This window comes from Microbacterium istanbulense, from assembly GCF_037204145.1.
Taxonomy (GTDB): Bacteria; Actinomycetota; Actinomycetes; order Actinomycetales; family Microbacteriaceae; genus Microbacterium; species Microbacterium istanbulense.
Genome location: NZ_JBBDGN010000008.1, coordinates 63433 through 82631, shown reverse-complemented (window position 1 = coordinate 82631; position 19199 = coordinate 63433). Strand labels below are relative to the sequence as shown.

Below are 19199 nucleotides of genomic sequence, written 5' to 3'. Positions count from 1 at the left end.
CTCATCACCGAACGGCCTCACACGGCCTGGGCGAAACCCTGCTCGACGCCGTCGGCGATGTGCGTGAGATGAGCGGGGATCTCACGACCCTTTGAGAGCATCGACTGCGCCCACAGGCGCCCGGCTCGGTACGACGAGCGGACGAGCGGCCCAGCGAGCACACCGAGGAAGCCGATCTGCTCGGCTTCCTGCTTGAACTCGACGAACTCCGCCGGCTTCACCCAGCGCGCTACCGGGAGATGGCGCGGTGAGGGGCGCAGATACTGCGTGATCGTGATGATGTCGCATCCGGCGTCGTGCAGGTCGTGCAGCGCTTGGATGACCTCTTCCGGCTCTTCACCCATACCCAGGATGAGATTCGACTTCGTGATCAGCCCGGCGTCACGCGCCTGCGTCAAGACGCCCAGGGAGCGCTCGTAGCGGAAGGCCGGACGGATGCGTTTGAAGATGCGGGGCACCGTCTCGACGTTGTGCGCGAAGACCTCGGGTCGTGCCTCGAAGATCTGCCCGAGGTAGTCCGGGTTGCCGCCGTGGTCGTTCGCCAGCAGCTCCACACCGGTGTTCGGATTCTGCGCGTGAATCTGCCGCACGGTCTCGGCGTTCAGCCAGGCACCCGTGTCGGGCAGATCATCGCGCGCCACGCTCGTGACCGTGGCGTAGCGCAGCCCCATGCGGGTCACGCTCTCGGCGACGCGACGCGGCTCGTCGGTGTCGTAGTCGGCGGGCTTGCCGGTGTCGATCTGGCAGAAGTCGCAGCGGCGGGTGCACTGCGAGCCACCGATGAGGAAGGTCGCCTCACGGTCTTCCCAGCACTCGTAGATGTTGGGGCAGCCGGCCTCCTGGCACACCGTGTGCAGGCCCTCATCCTTCACGAGGGAGTGCAGGGCGGTGTACTCGGGGCCCATCTTCGCCTTGGTGCGGATCCACTCCGGCTTGCGCTCGATCGGGGTCTCGGCGTTGCGGATCTCGAGCCGGAGCAGCTTGCGGCCGTCGGGGGCGGCGCTCACGCGACGACCTCCGTGGCGTACTCGGCCGCGAAGGCATCCGACACGGCCTGCACCAGATCGGCGGGGGAGACCTCTGCACCCGCGACCTCGCTGACGGTCGTCACTCCGGCATCCGTGATGCCGCAGGGAATGATGCCACGGAAGCCCGCGAGCGTGTTGTCGCAGTTGATTGCGAAGCCGTGCATCGTCACTCCCTGCTGCACGCGCACGCCGATCGCGGCGACCTTGTCCTCGCTGAGGGGACGGCGTACCCACACGCCACTGCGTCCCTCGACCTGGTAGCCGTCGACGCCGAACGGTGCGAGCACGTCGATCAGCACGCGCTCGATGCGGCGTACATGCGCGACGACGTCGATCGGTTCGATGAGGCGAACGATCGGGTAGCCGACGAGCTGACCCGGGCCATGCCAGGTGATCTTTCCGCCGCGGTCGACATCGACGACCGGAGTGCCATCCTGGGGGCGCTCGTGCGCTTCGGTGCGCTTGCCAGCCGTGTAGACGGCTTCGTGCTCGAGCAGAAGAAGGGTGTCAGGGCGGGCGCCGGAGACGACGTCGGCGTGGATGCGGCGCTGCAACTCCCACCCATCGAGATAGGGGACGAAGTGCGGGGCAATGCCCTCGACGCGGACATCGAGCATGAGATCCTCCATGTTGTTGGACTCAGTACAAGTAAGGGGTCGGGGAAACGATACGCCCGACAGCGCGGGAAAGCCAACCGGCACGCCATTACGCTGTCGACATGAGTACAGCTCCCCGTGCCGGTCGCCCACGCGCCTCGTCGCGAGAGACGCTCGCCGAGGCTGCCAGCGAGCTCTTCCTCGAGCAGGGATACGAGGCGACCTCGATCGCCGACATCACCCGCCGCGCAGGGGTCAGCCGCTCCAGCTTCTTCAACTACTTCTCGTCCAAGAGCGACGTGCTGTGGTCGGGATTGGATGCCCGCATCGACGCGGCACTGGTCGCCCTGAGCGATCTCGGCACGGATGCCGACGGCCCGGTCGCCCGACGCGCGCTGATCGGCATCATCCAGGACTTCGCTCCCGATCCGCTCGCGCTCGCGCTGCGCAACGCGCAGGCGATGGGGCTCGAAGAAGAGTTGCTGCGCGACACCGGGCTGCGCCATGCGCGGATCGCCGGCGGCGTGGCATCCGCTGCGTGCGCCACGGGCGTCTCTGCGGTGCGTGCCGAGGTGCTGGGAGCGGCATGGGCTGCCGCTGTCATGTCATCGCTGCGAGTCTGGGCGGAACAGGGCGCGGGCCAGGCGTCGCTGGAAGAGTGCTTCGACGAGGCGCTGCGCAGCGTGTACGACCTTCCGTGGGGGTGAGTGGACGATTCCGGTCCTGCCGGACAGGTCATGAGTGAACACACCTCTGGAAGGGGACCGCTCATGAACACCGACCCGCTTGACGCCCTGCTCAGTGATTCGGCGCCGCCATCCCGCGAACTCACGACCGCGGACGTGCGCACGATGCTCCGCGAGTCGCGCATAGCGAGCGCACCGCCACGTCGCCGGCGCCGGATCCTCGCGTTCTCGGCGATCGGCGCGACGGTGCTCGCGGGCGCGGCTGGCACGGCGGCGGCGAACTCGTCGTGGATCTGGGCGGATGGGCACAATCCGGAGTGGAGCTACACCTACACGGCGCCCACGTGGGGGCAGTGCGAGTTGCGCTACGGAAATCTCGACACATACAACTTCTGGGAGCGCGCCGAAGTCGAACGCATCATGGATGAACTCTTCGCCGACCCCGACTTGGCCGCCACGGCGGCCCCGCTTGTCGCCGAGTACGAAGAATGGTGGCAGCAGCAGGCGCTCAAGGATCCCGCGTTGGGGGAAGACCCCCGCAAGGAGGACCTGATCGCATGGTTCGCGAACGATGCGGCGGTGATGGACCTCATCCACGAAGCCCTGCTCGACAACGGCTACTCACCCGCAGAACAGCAGGGCGTGTCGGGGTCGACCAGTCAAGTGCATTGCGACCGTGAGGACTGGGGCGGGCCGGAGGATGCCGGATGAGCCCACGCGAGGACGCCCGGCTGCTCGCTGCGTTCGAGGCGTCGGCGTCCGATGTGCTCGCCTACCTCGAGCGACGCGCTGGCAAAGACGATGCACCGGACCTGCTCGGCGAGGCGATGGTCGTCGCCTGGCGCCGCGTGCGCGAGCTGCCGTCCGAGCCGGAACGGGCGCGGATGTGGCTGTTCGGGATCGCACGCGGCGCATTGCTCAACCACGCGCGCGGGGAGCGGCGTCGCTGGGCGTTGGCGGATCGCATCCGGCTCCACGAGCGGGACACCTCGGTGGCGCCGCCGGCCGATGAGGGTGCCGAGGTGCGGGATGCCATCGCGCGGCTCGATCCTGACCTCGCCGAGCTCGTGCGTCTCGTGCACTGGGAGCGCCTGTCCCTTGTGGAGGCGGCGGAGTTGCTGGGCATCCCGGCATCCACCGCCCGCGGGCGCTACCAGCGTGCCAAAGAAGAACTACGCGCCGCGCTGAGAGCCCCGTCCCCGCTCGCGTAGAATCGGTAGCACCATGGCTACGTTTGGCACGCTCTCTGATCGGCTCACCGAGACCTTCCGCAACCTGCGCACGAAGGGAAAGCTCACCGCCGCTGACGTCGACGGCACCGTCCGCGAGATCCGTCGCGCGCTGCTGGACGCCGACGTCGCGCTCGTCGTCGTCAAGGACTTCACCGCGAAGGTGCGCGAGCGCGCCCTCGGCGACGAGGTCAACAAGGCGCTGAATCCTGCTCAGCAGGTCGTGCAGATCGTCAACGAGGAGCTCGTCGGCATCCTCGGCGGGGAACAGCGCCGGCTGGAGTTCGCGAAGAACCCGCCGACGGTGATCATGCTCGCCGGTCTTCAGGGGTCGGGTAAGACGACCTTCGCCGGCAAGCTCGCTAAGCAACTCGAGGGCGAGGGTCACACCCCGCTGCTCGTGGCCGCCGACCTGCAGCGTCCGAACGCAGTTACCCAGCTGCAGGTGATGGCTGAGCGCGCCGGTGCGGCGATCTATGCGCCCGAGCCGGGCAATGGGGTCGGCGACCCGGTCAAGGTCTCCAAGGACGGCGTGGAGTACGCCCGGCGTCAGCAGCACGATGTCGTCATCATCGATACGGCCGGACGCTTGGGCGTCGATGCCGAGCTGATGAAGCAGGCCTCCGACATCCGCAAGGCCACCTCGCCCGATGAGGTGCTGTTCGTCATCGACGCGATGATCGGTCAGGATGCTGTCAACACGGCCAAGGCCTTCCAGGACGGCGTCGACTTCACCGGCGTCGTGCTCTCGAAGCTTGACGGTGATGCTCGCGGTGGAGCTGCGCTGTCCGTGGCCTCCGTGACCGGCCGCCCCATCATCTTCGCCTCGACGGGAGAGGGGCTCGACGACCTCGAGCCGTTCCACCCCGACCGCATGGCGAGCCGCATCCTCGACCTCGGTGACATCCTCACCCTCATCGAGCAGGCCCAGCAGGCCTTCGATGAGGAAGAGGCGATGAAGGTCGCCGAGAAGCTCGCCAACGAGGCCTTTACGCTCGAGGACTTCCTCGACCAGCTTCAGCAGATGAAGAAGATGGGCTCCATGAAGAAGATGCTGGGCATGCTGCCCGGCATGGGCCAGATGAAGCAGCAGCTCGAGGACTTCGACGAGCGCGAGATCGACCGCACCGAGGCGATCATCCGCTCGATGACCCCGGGGGAGCGCCGCAATCCCAAGGTGCTCAACGGTTCGCGCCGCCTGCGCATCGCCCGCGGTTCTGGCATGACCGTCACCGACGTGAATCAGCTCGTGCAGCGCTTCGAGCAGGCGGCGAAGATGATGAAGACCGTGGCACGCGGCGGCACCCCGAATATCCCAGGCATGGGCCCGATGGGTGCCATGGGGCGCCCTGGCGCATCCAGCAAGCGGGGAAAGAAGGGCGGCAAGGCGAAGGGCGGTTCGCGTTCGGGCAACCCCGCCAAGCGCGCCGCCGAGAACGCCGGGCTTCCCACCGGTCCGGCCCAGCCCACCGGCTCCGGGTTCGGCCTGGGCGGCGCCGCGGCCAGCCAGCAGCCCAGCGAGGCGGATCTCGCCGAAATCCAGAAGCTCTTCGGCAAGCGCTGACGCCGACGGCATCCGCCCCACACGACCCCTCGCGCCCCGGTACCGACGCGGGCATGCGAAAGGCGGGCCCGGAGCGAACTCCGGACCCGCCTGATCAGTGACGCGTGATCACTTCACGTCGTCGTCGACCCAATCCATCGACTTGGTGACAGCCTTGCGCCACAGGCGCAGCTGGCGGTCGCGCTCGGCCTCGTCGAGCGTCGGCTCCCAGCGACGGTCCTCCTGCCAGTTGGCGGAGAGGTCGTCCAGGCCGCTCCAGAAGCCGACCGCGAGGCCGGCCGCGTAGGCGGCGCCCAGCGCGGTCGTCTCGGCCACGACGGGGCGCACCACCGGCACGCCCAGGACATCCGCCTGGAACTGCATGAGCGCGTCGTTGGCGACCATGCCGCCGTCGACCTTGAGCTCGGTGAGATCCACTCCGGCATCAGCGTTGACCGCGTCAAGCACGTCGCGAGTCTGGAAGGCGACGGCCTCCAGGGCGGCGCGCGCGATGTGGTTCTTGTTCGCGTAGCGGGTGAGGCCCACGATCGCGCCACGGGCATCCGGTCGCCAGTAGGGAGCGAACAGACCCGAGAAGGCGGGAACGATGTACACGCCGCCGTTGTCCTCGACCTGATCGGCGAGCTCTTCGACCTCGGGGGCCGAAGAGATGATGCCGAGCTGGTCACGCAGCCACTGGATGAGTGAACCGGTCACCGCGATCGAGCCCTCGAGCGCGTAGTGCGTCGGGCCATCGCCGAGCTTGTAGCCGACGGTGGTGAGCAGACCGTTCTTCGAGTGGACGATGTCCTCGCCCGTGTTGAAGATGAGGAAGCAGCCGGTGCCGTAGGTGTTCTTGCTCTCACCGGTCTTGAAGGCAGCCTGTCCGAACGTCGCCGCCTGCTGGTCGCCCAGGATGCCCGCGATCGGCGTCTCACGCAGCAGCGAGGAACCCTCGGCGGCGCCGTACACCTCGGACGAGGAGCGGATCTCCGGCATCATCGAGCGCGGCACGCCGAAGGCCTCGAGGATGTCGTCGCGCCACTCGAGCGTCTCCAGGTCCATGAACATGGTCCGTGAGGCGTTGGTCACGTCGGTCGCGTGCACGCCACCGTCGATACCGCCAGTGAGGTTCCACAGCACCCAGCTGTCGGTGGTGCCGAACAGCAGGTCGCCGGCCTCGGCCTTCTCGCGCGCGCCCTCGACGTTCTCGAGGATCCAGGCGATCTTCGTGCCCGAGAAGTAGGTCGCCAGGGGCAGGCCGACGATGTCCTTGAAGCGTTCCACACCGCCATCGGCCGCGAGGCGGTCGACGATCGGCTGCGTGCGGGTGTCCTGCCAGACGATCGCGTTGTACACGGGGACACCGGTGTTCTTGTCCCAGACGACGGCCGTCTCACGCTGGTTGGTGATGCCGACCGCGGCGATGTCGTGACGGGTGAGGTGCGCGCGGCTCAGCGCGAGCCCGATGACCTCCTGCACGTTGCGCCAGATCTCGGCGGCATCGTGCTCGACCCAGCCGGCCTTGGGCAGGATCTGCTCGTGCTCCTTCTGGCCGGTGGAGATGATGTTGCCCTTGCGATCGAAGATGATCGCACGGCTCGAGGTCGTTCCCTGGTCGATGGCGAGGATGTAGTCAGCCATAGTTTTTCTCCTTCGAAATGGCGGATGTGATCAGCTCAGGCGGCGAGGCCGAGCAGAACCGGTGCGGCGAGGGCGGCGATGGCGCCACCGATCAGCGGGCCGACGACGGGCACCCACGAGTAGGCCCAGTCGCTGGAGCCCTTGCCCTTGATGGGCAGGATGGCGTGCGCGATGCGCGGGCCGAGGTCACGTGCCGGGTTGATCGCGTAGCCGGTCGGGCCACCGAGCGAGGCGCCGATGCCGACGACGATCAGGGCGACGGGAAGCGCGGTCAGCGGGCCGAGGCCACCGGGAACGCCCACCTCGATGTCGCCGTAGTCCGCGAACGCGAAGATGGCGAAGACGAGCACGAAGGTACCGATGATCTCGGTGATGAGGTTGTGGCCGTACGAGCGGATCGCCGGGCCGGTGGAGAAGACGCCGAGCTTCGACGCCGGGTCCTCTTCAGCGTCGAAGTGCTGGCGGTATGCGGCCCAGCAGAGCACGGCGCCGACGATGGCGCCGATGAGCTCGGCCGCGGTGGCGACGAGGAACATCGTGAAGGTGATCTTGCCAGCGATGAGCAGGCCGATACCGACGGCGGGGTTGAGGATGGCGCCGGAGTATGCCGAGACGAGCACACCGGCGAAGACGGCGAGACCCCAGCCCCAGTTCACCATCAGGAAGCCGCCGCCGAAGCCCTTGGTCTTGGCCAGGACGACGTTCGCGACGACGCCACAACCGAGCAGGATCAGCATGGCGGTTCCGACGAGCTCGGAGAGGAAGTACAGCCCGAGGTTGACCTCTGTCATGTCTTCATTGACCTTTCTTGCGCCCGTTCACGGGTGAGCGGGTGTGTGTTGTGTTGTGTTGTGGATCGCCCTTGCGGGCGGTCTGCGCCGCTCAGTGGCGGGCAGGCAGGGTGATCGACAGCCCGTGGGCGTCGTTCAGGATCTCAGTGGCGGCGACGAGTTCTGCGTCGCGGCGCGCCTCGTCCCAACCCAGAAGCGGGGCGAGCGCGTCGGCGAGCTCGATGAGCACGGCGGCGTCGGCGTCACCGACGAAGGCGATGCTGGTGCGACGCAGCACGACGTCGGCGAGGTGCGCGACCAGCTCGTTCTCGACCATCCACGCCAGCTCACCCGTCGAGAGGGCGCCGTCAGCGAGGGGGCGGTCATCTGCGTCGGCCTGGACACGCTTCCACACTTCGGCGGCACGCGTGCCGTAGCGAGTGAGCAGCTGGTCGGCTCGTTGTGCGTCGGCGCCGGGCAGGTTGGCCTCCTGCCACATCTGGCGGGCGCGCACGGTCACGGGGAAGCCACGGCCCCCGCCGATGGGCATGCCGGCCGTCGATACCTTGCGCGGCTTGCCCAGCAGGTCGAGCACGCGGTCCGAGAGGGCCTCGCCCAGCGCACGGAAAGTCGTCCACTTGCCGCCGACCAGGCTGACCAGCGGCACCGTGCGCGAGTCGTCGACCTCGATGCGATAGTCGCGCGAGACGAAGCCGGGGGCCGTGTCCTCGTGACGAGGCAGGGGGCGGATGCCGGAGAAGCGGTAGACGATCTGGTCGCGGTCGACCTTGATCTGCGGGTAGACGTGGTGGATGAGGTCGAAGAAGTAGTCGATCTCCTCTTCCGTGGCGCGCGCCGGAACCCGCGGGTCGGCGTCGATGTCGGTCGTACCGACGAGCACCCTGCCCTTGAGCGGGTAGATGAGCACGATGCGGCCGTCGGAGTGCTCGAAGAAGATCTCCCGCCCCCCGGTCGCGGCGAGCAGCTCGGGGTGGTCGAGCACGATGTGCGAGCCCTTGGTGCCGCCCATGAAGTGCGTCTGAGTGCCGAGGGCCTCGTTGGTGAGGTCTGTCCAGGGCCCCGAGGTGTTGACCACGACGTCGGCGGTGAGGGTGAACTCGTCGCCGGTCTCGGTGTCGCGCAGCAGCACGCCGTCCTCGGTGCGGCCGATCGCCTCGACGTAGTTGAGGGCGTAGGCCTTCTCGTGGGCGGAGCGGCCGTCCTGCAGCACATCCAGGGCGAGACGCTCCGGGTCGTGCATAGACGCGTCGTAGTAGGTGGCCGTGTACTTGATGTTCGGATCGAGGTTCGGCAGCTCCTGCAGCGACTTCTTCCGCCCGAGGAAGCGGTGCCGCGGCACGGCGCCCCCGTCGCGCGAGAAGGTGTCGTAGATCATCAGCCCGATCTTGATGAGGAACGCGCCGCGCTCCTGAGGCTTGCCGCTGCGGTGGGTGAGGAAGCGCAGGGGAGCGGACAGGATGCCCGAGAACGTGGAGTAGATGGGGATGGTCGTCTGCAGCGGCTTGACGTACTGCGGCGCAATGCGCAGCAGTCCGTTGCGCTCGTGCACCGACTCGTTGACCAGGCGGAACTCACCGTTTTCGAGGTAGCGGATACCACCGTGGATCATGTGGCTCGACGCCGCCGATGCGCCCGAGGCGAAGTCCGATCGCTCGACGAGCGTCACGTCGACGCCCTGCAGGGCGAGGTCGCGGAACAGCGAGATCCCGTTGATGCCACCACCGATCACGAGGACGGTGGTGTGCCCGGCGTTCCTGACGGTCGCGAGCTCTGCGTCGCGGTGTGCTTTGCGCGTGGTGATGGTCATCATCGATCTCCGTTCCTGCCTGGCATCAGCATCGAACTCCGCACCGGCGTGCGCAAGTCGTTTGCACATATGTGCAATCCTGTCGGTGGAGGTCAGGAGATGACAGGAAACGTCACCAAGGGGCGAGATGCGAAAGTGAGCGCCGCGCTCATGGCATCCAAGCTGTACTACCTGCAGGACATGACGATGGAGGCCATCGCCAAGGAGTTGGACACCTCGCGCTCCTCGGTGTCGAGGCTTCTCGCCTACGCGCGTAGCTCCGGCCTCGTGGACATCCGCATCAATTCGCCCTTCGAGAGGGCAGGGCTGCTGGAACAGCGCATCCGCGAACAGTTCCGCATCGCCGCCCACGTCGTGCCCATGCCGGGTGTGATCAACGAGGTTGAACGGATGGAACGCGTCGCGCTGACCGCGGGCCGCCTGCTCTCGCAGTTCGTCGAATCGAACATGGTCGTCGGCGTCGCCTGGGGGTCGACGATCAGCATGGTCAGCCGGTCACTCGTGCAGAAAGACACCCACAACACGACATTCGTGCAACTCAACGGCGCCGGCAACACCCAGACCAGCGGCCTGGAGTACTCCAGCGACATCCTGCAACGGTTCGGCCAGGCCTTCGGAGCACAGGTAGAGCAGTTCCCCGTCCCCGCCTTCTTCGACAACCCCGACACCAGGGAGGCGATGTGGCAGGAGCGCAGCACCCGACGGGTGCTCGGCTATCAGGCGAAGATGGACATCGCGGTGTTCAGCCTGGGCTCGCCCGCCGCTGAGGTACCGAGCCGCGTGTACGTCGGCGGCTACCTCAGCCGTGAGGACTATCGGAGCCTGCGTGAGGACGGCGCGATCGGCGATGTCGCGACCGTGTTCTACCGTGCTGATGGCTCGTGGCGTGACATCCGCCTCAATGCCAGGGCCACGGGGCCGGGGCTCGATCGACTGCGCCGCGTGCCTCGCCGCGTCTGTGTCGTCTCCGGCGTCACCAAGCTCGGCAGTCTGCAGGCGGCCATCGCGGCGGGCACGATCACCGATGTCGTGCTCGACGAGACGCTCGCACGAGAGCTCGCCGAACAGGCTTGAGCCGTCGTCAGTGTGCTGAGGGGCCGTTGCGGAACTCGCCGATGAGATGCTGCACGACCGCGCGCAGGTCGCCGTCATTCTCGTCGGCGACCGCGAGCTGCCTGGCGTAGCTGGCGCCCTCGCGCAGGGTGCCGTGTACGGCATCGAGTTCGGTGGCACAGCCGAGGTCCACGGCGACCGGACGCAGGTCGGCCAGCACCGCCGAGAGGTGGTCGCGCACGGGCACCTGCGATCCCGCAGCATCCACGATCACCCGGGCGTCGAGGCCGTAGCGCGCGGCGCGCCACTTGTTCTCGCGGTGGTACCACGGCGGCATCATCGGCAGCTCGCGCCCCTCATCGAGCTCGCGCGAGAAGAACTCGACGAGCGACTGCACGAGGGCAGCGATCGACGCCAACTCGCTGAGCGTGGACATCCCGTCGCAGGCGCGCACCTCGATGGTGCCCCACTTGGGTGCCGGACGGATGTCCCACCTCACCTCGGAGACGTCGTCCATCACCCCGGTGCGGATCATGTCGTCGAGGTACGCCTCGAATTCCGACCAGGTGCGCATCGGCCAGGGGAGGCCAGCGGTCGGGAGCTGCTGGAAGACCAGGGCGCGGTTGGATGCGTAGCCGGTGCGGTCACCGGCCCAGAAGGGGCTGGACGCGGCCAGCGCCTGCAGGTGGGGGAGGAAGCCGGTGAGCGCCCCGATGATCGGCAGCACCTTGTCGCGATCGTCGACGCCGACATGCACGTGGATGCCCCAGATCATCATGTTGCGGCCCCACCACTGCGTACGTTCGATCAGACGGTGGTACCGGGTCTTGTCGGTGACGCGCTGGTCGAACCACTGTGCGAAGGGGTGGCTGCCCGCCGACAACAGTTCGACTCCGGCCGGATCGGTCGCGGCGCGCACGGCGGCGATCGCTGCAGACACGTCTCCTATGGCCTGTGCCACCGTCGAGCCAACGCCGCTGGTCACCTCGATGGTGTTGGTCAGCAGCTCACCGGTGACCGTGTGTCTCTCCTGCGCGCTCTGTTCTTCCAGCGCGTGCAGCAGGTCGGGCGCGCGCCCGACCAAGTCGCCCGTGATGGGATCGGCGAGCATGATCTCCCATTCGACGCCCACAGTCGAGCGGGCGGAGGGTGCGAATTCGAGCGGCACGCGCTCAGTCTGGCATGCGCGACCCGCTGAGAGCCGGTGTGTGTCGCTGTTTCGCGTGCGGCGTCGGGATCTGGCAGAATAGAGGGTCGGACGATGTGCTCGACCCTCTATCCAGCACGTCATCCACCCGTAGAGCTTCCGCCGGGTGTGCACCCCACGCTCCAGGCGACCAGTTCGTCTTCCTCACCACACCATTCAGGAGAATCGTGGCTGTCAAGATTCGTCTCAAGCGCATGGGCAAGATCCGCGCGCCGTACTACCGCATCGTCGTCGCCGACTCGCGCACCAAGCGCGACGGTCGTGTGATCGAGGAGATCGGCAAGTACCACCCCACCGAGGAGCCCTCGTTCATCGAGGTCGACTCCGAGCGGGCACAGTACTGGCTCTCTGTCGGCGCGCAGCCGACCGAGCAGGTCACCGCCATCCTCAAGATCACCGGCGACTGGGGCACCTTCAAGGGTGACAAGGACGCGAAGTCCACCCTGAAGACCGCTGAGCCCAAGGCTGCCTTCGAGGCCGACACGGCCAAGAAGTCGGTCGTCAAGCCGAAGGCGAAGAAGGAGGAAGCCTCCGCTGAGGAGGCTCCCGCCGCCGAGGCTCCCGCCGAGGACGCAGCGGACGCTGCGACCGACGCAGAGTAATCCGTCGTGCTCGCCGCCGCGCTCGAACACATCGTCAAGGGGATTGTCGACAATCCCGATGATGTCCGCATCACCGCATCCACGTCGCCCCGCGGCGACGTTCTCGAGGTGCACGTGCACCCGGATGACCGTGGTCGCGTGATCGGGCGCGGCGGCCGCACCGCCAAGGCCTTGCGCACGCTCATCTCCGCCCTCGCCGACGGACGTCGTGTCCGCGTCGATGTTGCGGACGACTGACGTGGCGGCCCAGAAGAACCAGCTGCGCGTCGGCCGTCTGCTCAAGGCACACGGTCTGAAGGGCGCGCTGAAGCTCGAGCTGTACACCGATGACCCCGCCCGCCGTTTCGTGCCTGGCGCGGAGTTCACCCTGCAGGTGCCCGAGTCGTCGGAGTGGCACGGCAAGAGCGTGACCATCCGGGAGTACCGGGTGATGAACGGCAACTCTGTCGTCTTCCTCGAGGGCGTTGACGATCGCAATGCGGCCGAGACGCTCGTGCGCGCGATCCTGTGGATCGACCAGGACGAGGCCGAGGCAGATGTCGAAGAGAACGCCTGGTACGACCACCAGCTCGTCGGGCTCGAGGTCGCGCGTGATGGCGCCGTCGTCGGCACCGTGCTGCGGGTCGAGCACCTGCCCGCCCAGGATCTGCTGATCGTCAAGACGGATGCCGGCGAGGTCATGGTCCCGTTCGTCGAGGCGATCGTGCCTGCTGTCGACGTGGCCGCCGGCCGCATCACCGTCACCCCGCCGGCCGGCCTGTTCGAAGAACTCCCCGCCGAGCCGGAGCAGTCGGACGCCGATGCTGCCGAGTCCGACGCCATCGACGGCGACGAGCCCGCGGCATCCGCCTGAGCGACGAGAGCCGCCGCGACATGCGCATCGACGTCGTCTCGATCTTCCCGTCGTACTTCGACGGCCTGACGCTGTCGCTGCTCGGCAAGGCGCGCGACTCCGGCATCCTCAATCTGGATGTCCGCGACCTGCGTGACTGGACGCACGACCGGCATCGCACGGTCGATGACACCCCCTACGGCGGGGGCGCAGGCATGGTCATGAAGCCCGAGCCCTGGGGTCTGGCCCTGGACGAGCTCGCCGCATCCGACTCGCGAGCCTCGGAGCGTCCGACGATCATCTTCCCCTCGCCGGCAGGCGAAGTGTTCACTCAGGCGACTGCGCGCGACCTCGCGACCCGAGAACACCTCATCTTCGGCTGTGGCCGCTACGAGGGCATCGACGAGCGGGTGTTCGAGTACGCCGCTGATCTCGGCGAGGTGCGGCTGATCAGCCTCGGCGACTACGTGCTCAATGGGGGAGAGGTCGCGGTGATGGCGATGGTCGAGGCGATCGGTCGCCTCATTCCCGGCGTCGTCGGCAATCCCGAGAGTCTGGTCGAGGAGTCGCACGAGGACGGGCTGCTGGAGTACCCCTCGTACACCAAACCGTCCGTGTGGCGTGACCGGGAGGTCCCGCCCGTGCTGCTCAGCGGCAACCATGGTGCAATCGCCCACTGGCGCCGGGAGCAGCAACTGGAGCGCACGCGCCGCCGGCGCCCCGATCTGCTCGAGGACTAAAGGATCCGCTCCCCGGAGCGATCGATCTCGAAAACCACGCCGTGCGGATGCCGCAGCGCGAGAGCGTCCGGATGGCTGAGGGCGCGGAGCTCGGCGCGCAGCATCCGTCCGATCTGCTCGTGTGAGACCAGAACCGGCACGCCGTCGGCGGCCCAGCCGCACGCCGTCAGCGCCTCCCGCGCCCGTGCACGGGCCTGCGCGTAGCTTTCGCCCCCGGGAAACGCCCAGCCGTAGCGGTTCTCGGCCCGTGCGGCGCGCGCGCCAGGGAACACCTCGTCGATCTCGGTCCAGGTCATCCCAGTCATTGCGCCATGGTCGATCTCCGTCAGCTCCGGCACCTGCACGAGCTGTGCGCCGATCTCGTCGGCGATGATGACCGCGGTGCGCAGCGCGCGACCGAGCGGACTCGAGCAGACGGTGCTGATGCCTCGATCACGCAGTCTCTTCGCCATCTCGCACGCCTGACGGATGCCGTCGGCGGTCAGAGGCGAATCCTGTCGGCCGTGCAGCCGATGTTCGGCGTTCCAGACCGTCTGGCCGTGTCGGACGAGGAATGCGCGCTCCGGCATCCGACGTCCCCCAGGAATCATGGTGACAGAATGCCACAGCCGCGGGGCGGCGTGATGCGCGAGAGGACGGTCAGTCGACGCCGAGGAACGAGCGGTCGGTGAGGATGATCGGGCCGTCTTCGGTGACCGCCACGGTGTGCTCGGCATGCGCGCCGCGGGAGCCGTCAGCGCTACGCAGGGTCCAGCCATCGGGGTCGGTGATGAGCTTGTCGGTGGTCTGCAGGAACCAGGGCTCCAGGGCGAAGACGAGCCCTGCGCGCAGCGGGAAGCCGCGGCCGGCGCGACCGTCGTTGGGCACATGCGGGTCACCGTGCATGATGCGGCCGACGCCGTGGCCGCCGAAATCGGTGTTGATGGTGTAGCCCTCACCGTGCGCGACGGCGGCGATGGACGCGGAGATGTCACCGATCCGGTTGCCGACGGTCGCGGCGGCGATTGCCGCCTCCAGTGCGCGGTTGGTGGTGTCGATCAGGCGCAGATCCTCGTCGCGCGGCGTACCGACGACGAAGGAGATTGCGGAGTCGGCCACCCAGCCGTCGACGGAGACCGCGAAGTCGAGCGAGACGAGGTCGCCGTCGCGCAGCGTGTAGTCGTGGGGGAGACCGTGCAGCACGGCGTCGTTGATGGAGGTGCAGATGACCTTGCCGAACGGGCTGGCGCCGAACGAGGGGTGGTAGTCGATGTAGCACGACTCGGCACCGGCGGAGCGGATCATCTCGTGTGCGCGGCGGTCGATGTCAAGGAGGTTCGTGCCGACCTTGGTGTCGGCGCGCAGCGTCGCCAGGGTCTCGGCCACGAAGCGGCCGGCAGCGCGCATCTCGTCGATCTCGGCAGGGGTGCGCAGTTCGATCATCGGATTCCTCTCGTCCGCCTCCATTCTTCCCGATCTGCGGGCGTACGGTGACCGAGAGCGGTTCCGGCACACATGCTCAGAGCGAACCAGGGCACCGTGATCAGGTGCCGAGTCGTACCATCGGGGTGTGTGGTTGCGACGCGCCTTCTTCCTCTGGCTGTTGCCGGCGGCCTTCGTGCTGCCGCTGTGGATTCTGCTGGGCTGGGGCATCTTCCAGGCCGGTGGCTGGGCGTTCCTCTGGGTGCTGTTCATCGCCGTCCCCTCCGTGTTCATCGGGCAACTCCTGCTGACGCTGTTGACGCGTTCCCGGCCCTCCGTCCGCGCCGAGCGGGCCGTGTCGTGGTGGGATGTGTTGGGCTTCACGGTGTGGCACGGACTGACGATCGCTGTCGGCTGCTTCATCGAGGGCGCGTTCGGCTGGCTGCTCGCGCTCGCGATCGCCGCGGGGATCGCGCTGTTCTGGCTGCAGTTGTGGCAGCTGTGGAATGAGGCCAAGGGCAGCGGTGCCCGGATTCGCGAGACGATCACCTGGACGACGACCGAGCCGCTGCGACCCCGCGCCGAGCAGACCCGGAGCACGCCCGAGGTCATCGTCATCCAGGAGAGCGACAACCGCGACTGAGCGCATTTGGCCGCGCCCCGCGTCCATGGCAGAATGGATGCTTGTGCCGTGACCCGGTTCTGCCTCAGGGGAACCCACGGATTCTGATCCGTTCGGCACACACCCATTACTTGTTCCTTTGAATCATGCATCCGACCTGTGGCGAGTGCAGAGAGAGACGATCATGCAGATCCTCGACGCCGTTGACGCGGCATCGCTCCGTTCCGACATTCCTGAGTTCCACCCGGGTGACACGGTCAACGTGCACGTGAACATCACCGAAGGCACGCGCTCGCGCGTGCAGGTGTTCAAGGGTGTCGTTATCGGCCGTCAGGGCGATGGCGTGCGCGAGACCTTCACGGTCCGCAAGATCAGCTTCCAGGTGGGCGTGGAGCGCACCTTCCCCGTGCACTCCCCGGTGATCGACCACATCGAGGTCGTCACCCGTGGTGACGTGCGCCGCGCGAAGCTGTACTACCTCCGCAACCTCCGCGGCAAGAAGGCGAAGATCAAGGAGAAGCGCGACAACTGAGCAGAAGGGCTCTATTTTCAAGAAAATAGGGCTCCCGCCTGATGAACTCAGGCTAGCTTAGTTGGCACAAGTTGGCACGAAGCCAACCTGACGCCTTCGCACAGAAGACCCACTTCCCAGCAATGGGGGGTGGGTCTTCTTGCATGTCCGGCCTTGGTTGTCTGAACCCGGATGAAGTGGTTTCGGTTTCGCGCGATAGGTAGATAGGTGACTCCTACCGACACAGACCCACGCGCCGCACGCACCGAAGCCCGAGCATCCCTAGATGCGCTCTATCTCAGCCCTGCGGCCTCTCGCGACCTCCGAACACGAATCCACCGCGCCAAGGTCAATGACCTCCCGTCGATCCTGCAAGAAGCCGCCGACCGGCGAGAGGTAGAGAACGCACAGCTTAGGGAGAAGTACGCTGACCTCCTCGCCGCCGCGAAGGTCGGATTCTTGACCGATACCGGCATAGCGATTCAGATCGCAGAGGACGCCCGAGCCATCAAGGACCACCACCGCGCGAAGGACGATCCTGAAGCTGTCCGCGATGATGCTCGACGGCTACGCGCTCAGGGTGCCACCTACGCCGAGATCGAGCGAACGTTGCGCATCAGCCGGGAGCGCCTTGTGGTCTTCCTCAGGGACGAACCGGAACCCAAGCCGCTGACGCATGGCACCCTCTCGACTTACACGAATTACAAGTGTCGGTGCGATGCGTGCCGCAAAGCCGCTACAGACCATGCGAGGGCGTACCGGGAGCGCAAAGCACGCGAAGCCCAAGCCGAAAAATAAGTGGTCTCGACTTTGGACGATAGTAGCTCAGAGGCGTATAAGCCTTGTAGCGGATGTCGGAAACCGTTCACAGTGTGAGCCGGGTCGGGTTGCGTTTTCCATCATTCTCCGCACCGAAGAAAATGGGATACAAGCCAACCCCAAAGACGCCGGTAGACCCCAGCGCACTGACGGCACCTGAGTTCCGGAAGTTCCTCGAATACTTCCCGGATGCCGTGCTGAAAGAGTACAAAATCCCCGGATATGCCTTCTGGGGCGTTGGCATGGCGCTCGCCCAGCACATCGACTATGAGACGGGAACCGGCTCACGCCTTAGCCAGCGCGCCATTGCAAGGATTTCGCGTACGGGAACAGACACAGTGCGCCGCGTCCTCGAATTCTTGAAAATGGTGGGAGCCATCGAAGTACGCGATCTTCAGCGTCGGAACGGGAAGCCATCCGAAAACTACAACTTTCGGAAGTCGGCAACCGTGGTCAGGGTGCTCGAACTTGCAGACCAAGACTATTTGCCCGAGAGGCTGAGGAGCGAGACTGTGCCTCACCAGGTACAGACTGTGCCTCACCAGGTACAGACTGTGCCTCACCAGGTACAGACTGTGCCTCACCAGGCAATGATAAGAACACAAGATCCAAAGATCGAACAAGGCTCGGATAGATCCTCGCCCGCGCCTGTCGTCGCTCAGCCTTCGGCACGCGACGGCGCGGCAACCATGGATCAAGAAGAAGAATTCGACGTGGATGCCTTCTTGGAAGGCTTGGTGATCGATCTTTGACAGTTGATGAAATGTTGACCGAGCTGGCCGAGCAACGAGCTTGGACACCTTCGCCAATGCTCCGAGCGCTGCTCGAATTGGCCGAGCCTGATTCTTGAAAATGGTTTAGCGCTCACAGCACATTCCCAGCAGAATGTCCCGCATACTGGCGCATCAGTCGGCTCTCCGCGCGATAGTAACCAATAAGGACGCAAAGTTTTTCGGACATCCTTAGTTGCGTCTGATTAGGAGGGGAACCTGAGGAGGGCATACTCCTTCCCTCATGCAGAAGCTCAGGTTCCCGCTTAAACATTAGGAAGTACGACCATGGCAACACCATCAAGCATCGAGCGCCACGAGCACAGCGCGCGCATTATCGAGCTAATCAGTCAGGGTGTCAGCGGTGCCGATATCGCACGACGATATGGAGTGAGCGAGAGTGCAATTTCTCGTTACAGAATCTCCCGCCAGAATCTCCTAGCGCAGATTGCAGAGGATGACGGCACCGATCCCTCAGAGGTAATCGGGCGACTAGCCGACCTGTCGGATTCAGCCCGTACAACTCGCAAGCTGGCAGACGCTACTAGCTCCCCGGCAGTCAGGGCACGAGCTATCACCGCCGAGCTAGCCGTGCTCGACCGGCTCACCCGGCTAGCCATCGATGACACCACGACAGCCCGACTAGCTCAGGCTGTCACCCCGCTTGTCAGAAGCATTCAGAAGCTGTGCGAGAGCTTCCCCACCGAAGTGCTCGACGTGTTGGCCGACTATCCCGAGCTGGGAGAGCTACGAGACGCGCTGAAGGCGCAGAAGAGGAACTAACCCATGACTACAAAGACCCCCGAGCGAGTGACGATCACCGTACTAGCTACTGGCCTTACCCTTCCCGGCCCATCGAATCCGAACGCCTACTTCGCCACGTCTGGCAGGACAGCCCTACGCGGTGAGGTTGTAGAGGTTGAGCGCTCCGAGACGGTCAATCGCAACGGTGATTCGTGGCTAGACCTCACCGAGGAACAGCAGGAAGCCCGATGGGGCAAGCAGATGTTCGTACTCGGTGACCACTCGGAGGGCATCGAGCTTGGCGACGATGACGAGTACGGGGCGCGTTACTACCAGTGGCTGAAGGCAACAGAGGAAGCACGGAAGATTTCTGATCCTGCCGAACGCTCAGCCGCTCTGAGGGAGATTAAGGCCAAGTATCCCGAGCAGAACCGAAGCTCTCAGACGAGTACGGAGTACTGACCATGGCGACGAGAACAGCACGCACTACCCGCGCACAGAGGGACAGAATCACGATGCTTGCCGTCGAACTACAGATCGCGTTTGACGACCTCCCAGGGCGATTTTGGACGAC

23 protein-coding genes are annotated in these 19199 nt (G+C 66.0%); 15 read left to right on the top strand and 8 right to left on the bottom strand.

Annotated elements, in window-relative coordinates; all coding sequences use genetic code 11:
• Nucleotides 1-17: 17 nt before the first annotated feature.
• Together lipA and lipB are read right to left on the bottom strand one after the other, a co-directional pair.
• The gene (gene lipA / locus WDU93_RS09755) at nucleotides 18-1007 is read right to left on the bottom strand and encodes a lipoyl synthase (protein ID WP_337320031.1); all 990 of its coding nucleotides are present in this window, start codon (nucleotides 1005-1007) and stop codon (nucleotides 18-20) included.
• Complete coding sequence (gene lipB, locus WDU93_RS09750; RefSeq protein WP_420064061.1) at nucleotides 1004-1645, bottom strand: lipoyl(octanoyl) transferase LipB; 642 nt, start codon at nucleotides 1643-1645, stop codon at nucleotides 1004-1006. The genes lipA and lipB overlap by 4 nt, the downstream gene beginning before the upstream one ends.
• 101 nt (nucleotides 1646-1746) lie before the next feature.
• Here lipB and WDU93_RS09745 point away from each other — a divergent pair, with 101 nt between their 5' ends.
• From WDU93_RS09745 to ffh, 4 genes are all read left to right on the top strand, one after another.
• On the top strand, nucleotides 1747-2331 hold the full coding sequence (locus WDU93_RS09745; protein ID WP_337320027.1) for a TetR/AcrR family transcriptional regulator: 585 nt from the start codon (nucleotides 1747-1749) through the stop codon (nucleotides 2329-2331).
• A gap of 63 nt (nucleotides 2332-2394) precedes the next feature.
• Nucleotides 2395-3021 (top strand): hypothetical protein, encoded by a 627-nt coding sequence (locus tag WDU93_RS09740; RefSeq protein ID WP_337320025.1) that lies wholly within the window; start codon nucleotides 2395-2397, stop codon nucleotides 3019-3021.
• Nucleotides 3018-3521: an RNA polymerase sigma factor gene (locus WDU93_RS09735; protein WP_337320022.1), complete on the top strand. Its 504-nt coding sequence runs from the start codon at nucleotides 3018-3020 to the stop codon at nucleotides 3519-3521. Before WDU93_RS09740 ends, WDU93_RS09735 begins: the two co-directional genes overlap by 4 nt.
• A 13-nt stretch (nucleotides 3522-3534) precedes the next feature.
• Nucleotides 3535-5103 (top strand): signal recognition particle protein, encoded by a 1569-nt coding sequence (gene ffh / locus WDU93_RS09730; RefSeq protein ID WP_337320020.1) that lies wholly within the window; start codon nucleotides 3535-3537, stop codon nucleotides 5101-5103.
• A 108-nt stretch (nucleotides 5104-5211) separates the two neighbouring features.
• Here ffh and glpK read toward each other — a convergent pair whose 3' ends face one another.
• From glpK to WDU93_RS09715, 3 genes are all read right to left on the bottom strand, one after another.
• Nucleotides 5212-6726: a glycerol kinase GlpK gene (gene glpK / locus WDU93_RS09725; RefSeq protein WP_337320017.1), complete on the bottom strand. Its 1515-nt coding sequence runs from the start codon at nucleotides 6724-6726 to the stop codon at nucleotides 5212-5214.
• 35 nt (nucleotides 6727-6761) lie between these two features.
• Nucleotides 6762-7517, bottom strand: a complete 756-nt coding sequence (locus WDU93_RS09720) for an MIP/aquaporin family protein (RefSeq protein ID WP_337320014.1) — start codon at nucleotides 7515-7517, stop codon at nucleotides 6762-6764.
• A 91-nt stretch (nucleotides 7518-7608) separates the two neighbouring features.
• Nucleotides 7609-9324: a glycerol-3-phosphate dehydrogenase/oxidase gene (locus WDU93_RS09715; protein ID WP_337320012.1), complete on the bottom strand. Its 1716-nt coding sequence runs from the start codon at nucleotides 9322-9324 to the stop codon at nucleotides 7609-7611.
• 99 nt (nucleotides 9325-9423) lie between these two features.
• Here WDU93_RS09715 and WDU93_RS09710 point away from each other — a divergent pair, with 99 nt between their 5' ends.
• The gene (locus tag WDU93_RS09710; protein ID WP_337320010.1) at nucleotides 9424-10398 is read left to right on the top strand and encodes a sugar-binding transcriptional regulator; all 975 of its coding nucleotides are present in this window, start codon (nucleotides 9424-9426) and stop codon (nucleotides 10396-10398) included.
• Nucleotides 10399-10405: 7 nt separating this feature from the next.
• Here the strand turns inward: WDU93_RS09710 and WDU93_RS09705 are convergent, their stop codons facing one another.
• Nucleotides 10406-11545 carry a glutamate--cysteine ligase gene (locus WDU93_RS09705; protein ID WP_337320008.1) on the bottom strand — a complete coding sequence of 380 codons (1140 nt, stop codon included), beginning with the start codon at nucleotides 11543-11545 and terminating at the stop codon, nucleotides 10406-10408.
• Nucleotides 11546-11751: 206 nt separating this feature from the next.
• Here WDU93_RS09705 and rpsP point away from each other — a divergent pair, with 206 nt between their 5' ends.
• Genes rpsP through trmD form a run of 4 tightly spaced genes read left to right on the top strand, consistent with a single transcriptional unit; the run spans nucleotide 11752 to nucleotide 13758 of the window.
• Nucleotides 11752-12186, top strand: a complete 435-nt coding sequence (rpsP, locus tag WDU93_RS09700) for a 30S ribosomal protein S16 (protein WP_337320006.1) — start codon at nucleotides 11752-11754, stop codon at nucleotides 12184-12186.
• A gap of 6 nt (nucleotides 12187-12192) precedes the next feature.
• The gene (locus tag WDU93_RS09695) at nucleotides 12193-12423 is read left to right on the top strand and encodes an RNA-binding protein (RefSeq protein WP_337320004.1); all 231 of its coding nucleotides are present in this window, start codon (nucleotides 12193-12195) and stop codon (nucleotides 12421-12423) included.
• Nucleotides 12407-13039 carry a ribosome maturation factor RimM gene (rimM, locus tag WDU93_RS09690; protein ID WP_337320002.1) on the top strand — a complete coding sequence of 211 codons (633 nt, stop codon included), beginning with the start codon at nucleotides 12407-12409 and terminating at the stop codon, nucleotides 13037-13039. Before WDU93_RS09695 ends, rimM begins: the two co-directional genes overlap by 17 nt.
• A gap of 20 nt (nucleotides 13040-13059) precedes the next feature.
• On the top strand, nucleotides 13060-13758 hold the full coding sequence (gene trmD / locus WDU93_RS09685; protein WP_337320000.1) for a tRNA (guanosine(37)-N1)-methyltransferase TrmD: 699 nt from the start codon (nucleotides 13060-13062) through the stop codon (nucleotides 13756-13758).
• On the opposite strand, the gene WDU93_RS09680 is transcribed toward trmD, so the two are convergent.
• The gene (locus tag WDU93_RS09680; RefSeq protein WP_337319997.1) at nucleotides 13755-14348 is read right to left on the bottom strand and encodes a histidine phosphatase family protein; all 594 of its coding nucleotides are present in this window, start codon (nucleotides 14346-14348) and stop codon (nucleotides 13755-13757) included. The two genes, trmD and WDU93_RS09680, sit on opposite strands and share 4 nt — an antisense overlap.
• A gap of 49 nt (nucleotides 14349-14397) precedes the next feature.
• Nucleotides 14398-15180, bottom strand: a complete 783-nt coding sequence (gene map / locus WDU93_RS09675) for a type I methionyl aminopeptidase (protein ID WP_337319995.1) — start codon at nucleotides 15178-15180, stop codon at nucleotides 14398-14400.
• 127 nt (nucleotides 15181-15307) lie between these two features.
• On the opposite strand from map, the gene WDU93_RS09670 reads away from it, so the two are divergent.
• The 6 genes from WDU93_RS09670 to WDU93_RS09645 all read left to right on the top strand — a co-directional run bounded on the left by WDU93_RS09670 (nucleotide 15308) and on the right by WDU93_RS09645 (nucleotide 19087).
• Nucleotides 15308-15802, top strand: coding sequence for an MFS transporter permease (locus tag WDU93_RS09670; protein WP_337319993.1), 495 nt, complete (start codon nucleotides 15308-15310; stop codon nucleotides 15800-15802).
• Between the two features lie 163 nt (nucleotides 15803-15965).
• Nucleotides 15966-16313 (top strand): 50S ribosomal protein L19, encoded by a 348-nt coding sequence (gene rplS / locus WDU93_RS09665; protein ID WP_337319990.1) that lies wholly within the window; start codon nucleotides 15966-15968, stop codon nucleotides 16311-16313.
• Between the two features lie 207 nt (nucleotides 16314-16520).
• Nucleotides 16521-17090, top strand: a complete 570-nt coding sequence (locus WDU93_RS09660; RefSeq protein ID WP_337319987.1) for a hypothetical protein — start codon at nucleotides 16521-16523, stop codon at nucleotides 17088-17090.
• 53 nt (nucleotides 17091-17143) lie between these two features.
• Complete coding sequence (locus tag WDU93_RS09655) at nucleotides 17144-17863, top strand: hypothetical protein (protein ID WP_337319984.1); 720 nt, start codon at nucleotides 17144-17146, stop codon at nucleotides 17861-17863.
• A gap of 306 nt (nucleotides 17864-18169) precedes the next feature.
• Nucleotides 18170-18664 carry a hypothetical protein gene (locus WDU93_RS09650; RefSeq protein WP_337319981.1) on the top strand — a complete coding sequence of 165 codons (495 nt, stop codon included), beginning with the start codon at nucleotides 18170-18172 and terminating at the stop codon, nucleotides 18662-18664.
• Between the two features lie 3 nt (nucleotides 18665-18667).
• Nucleotides 18668-19087: a hypothetical protein gene (locus tag WDU93_RS09645; RefSeq protein ID WP_337319979.1), complete on the top strand. Its 420-nt coding sequence runs from the start codon at nucleotides 18668-18670 to the stop codon at nucleotides 19085-19087.
• Nucleotides 19088-19199 lie beyond the last annotated feature (112 nt).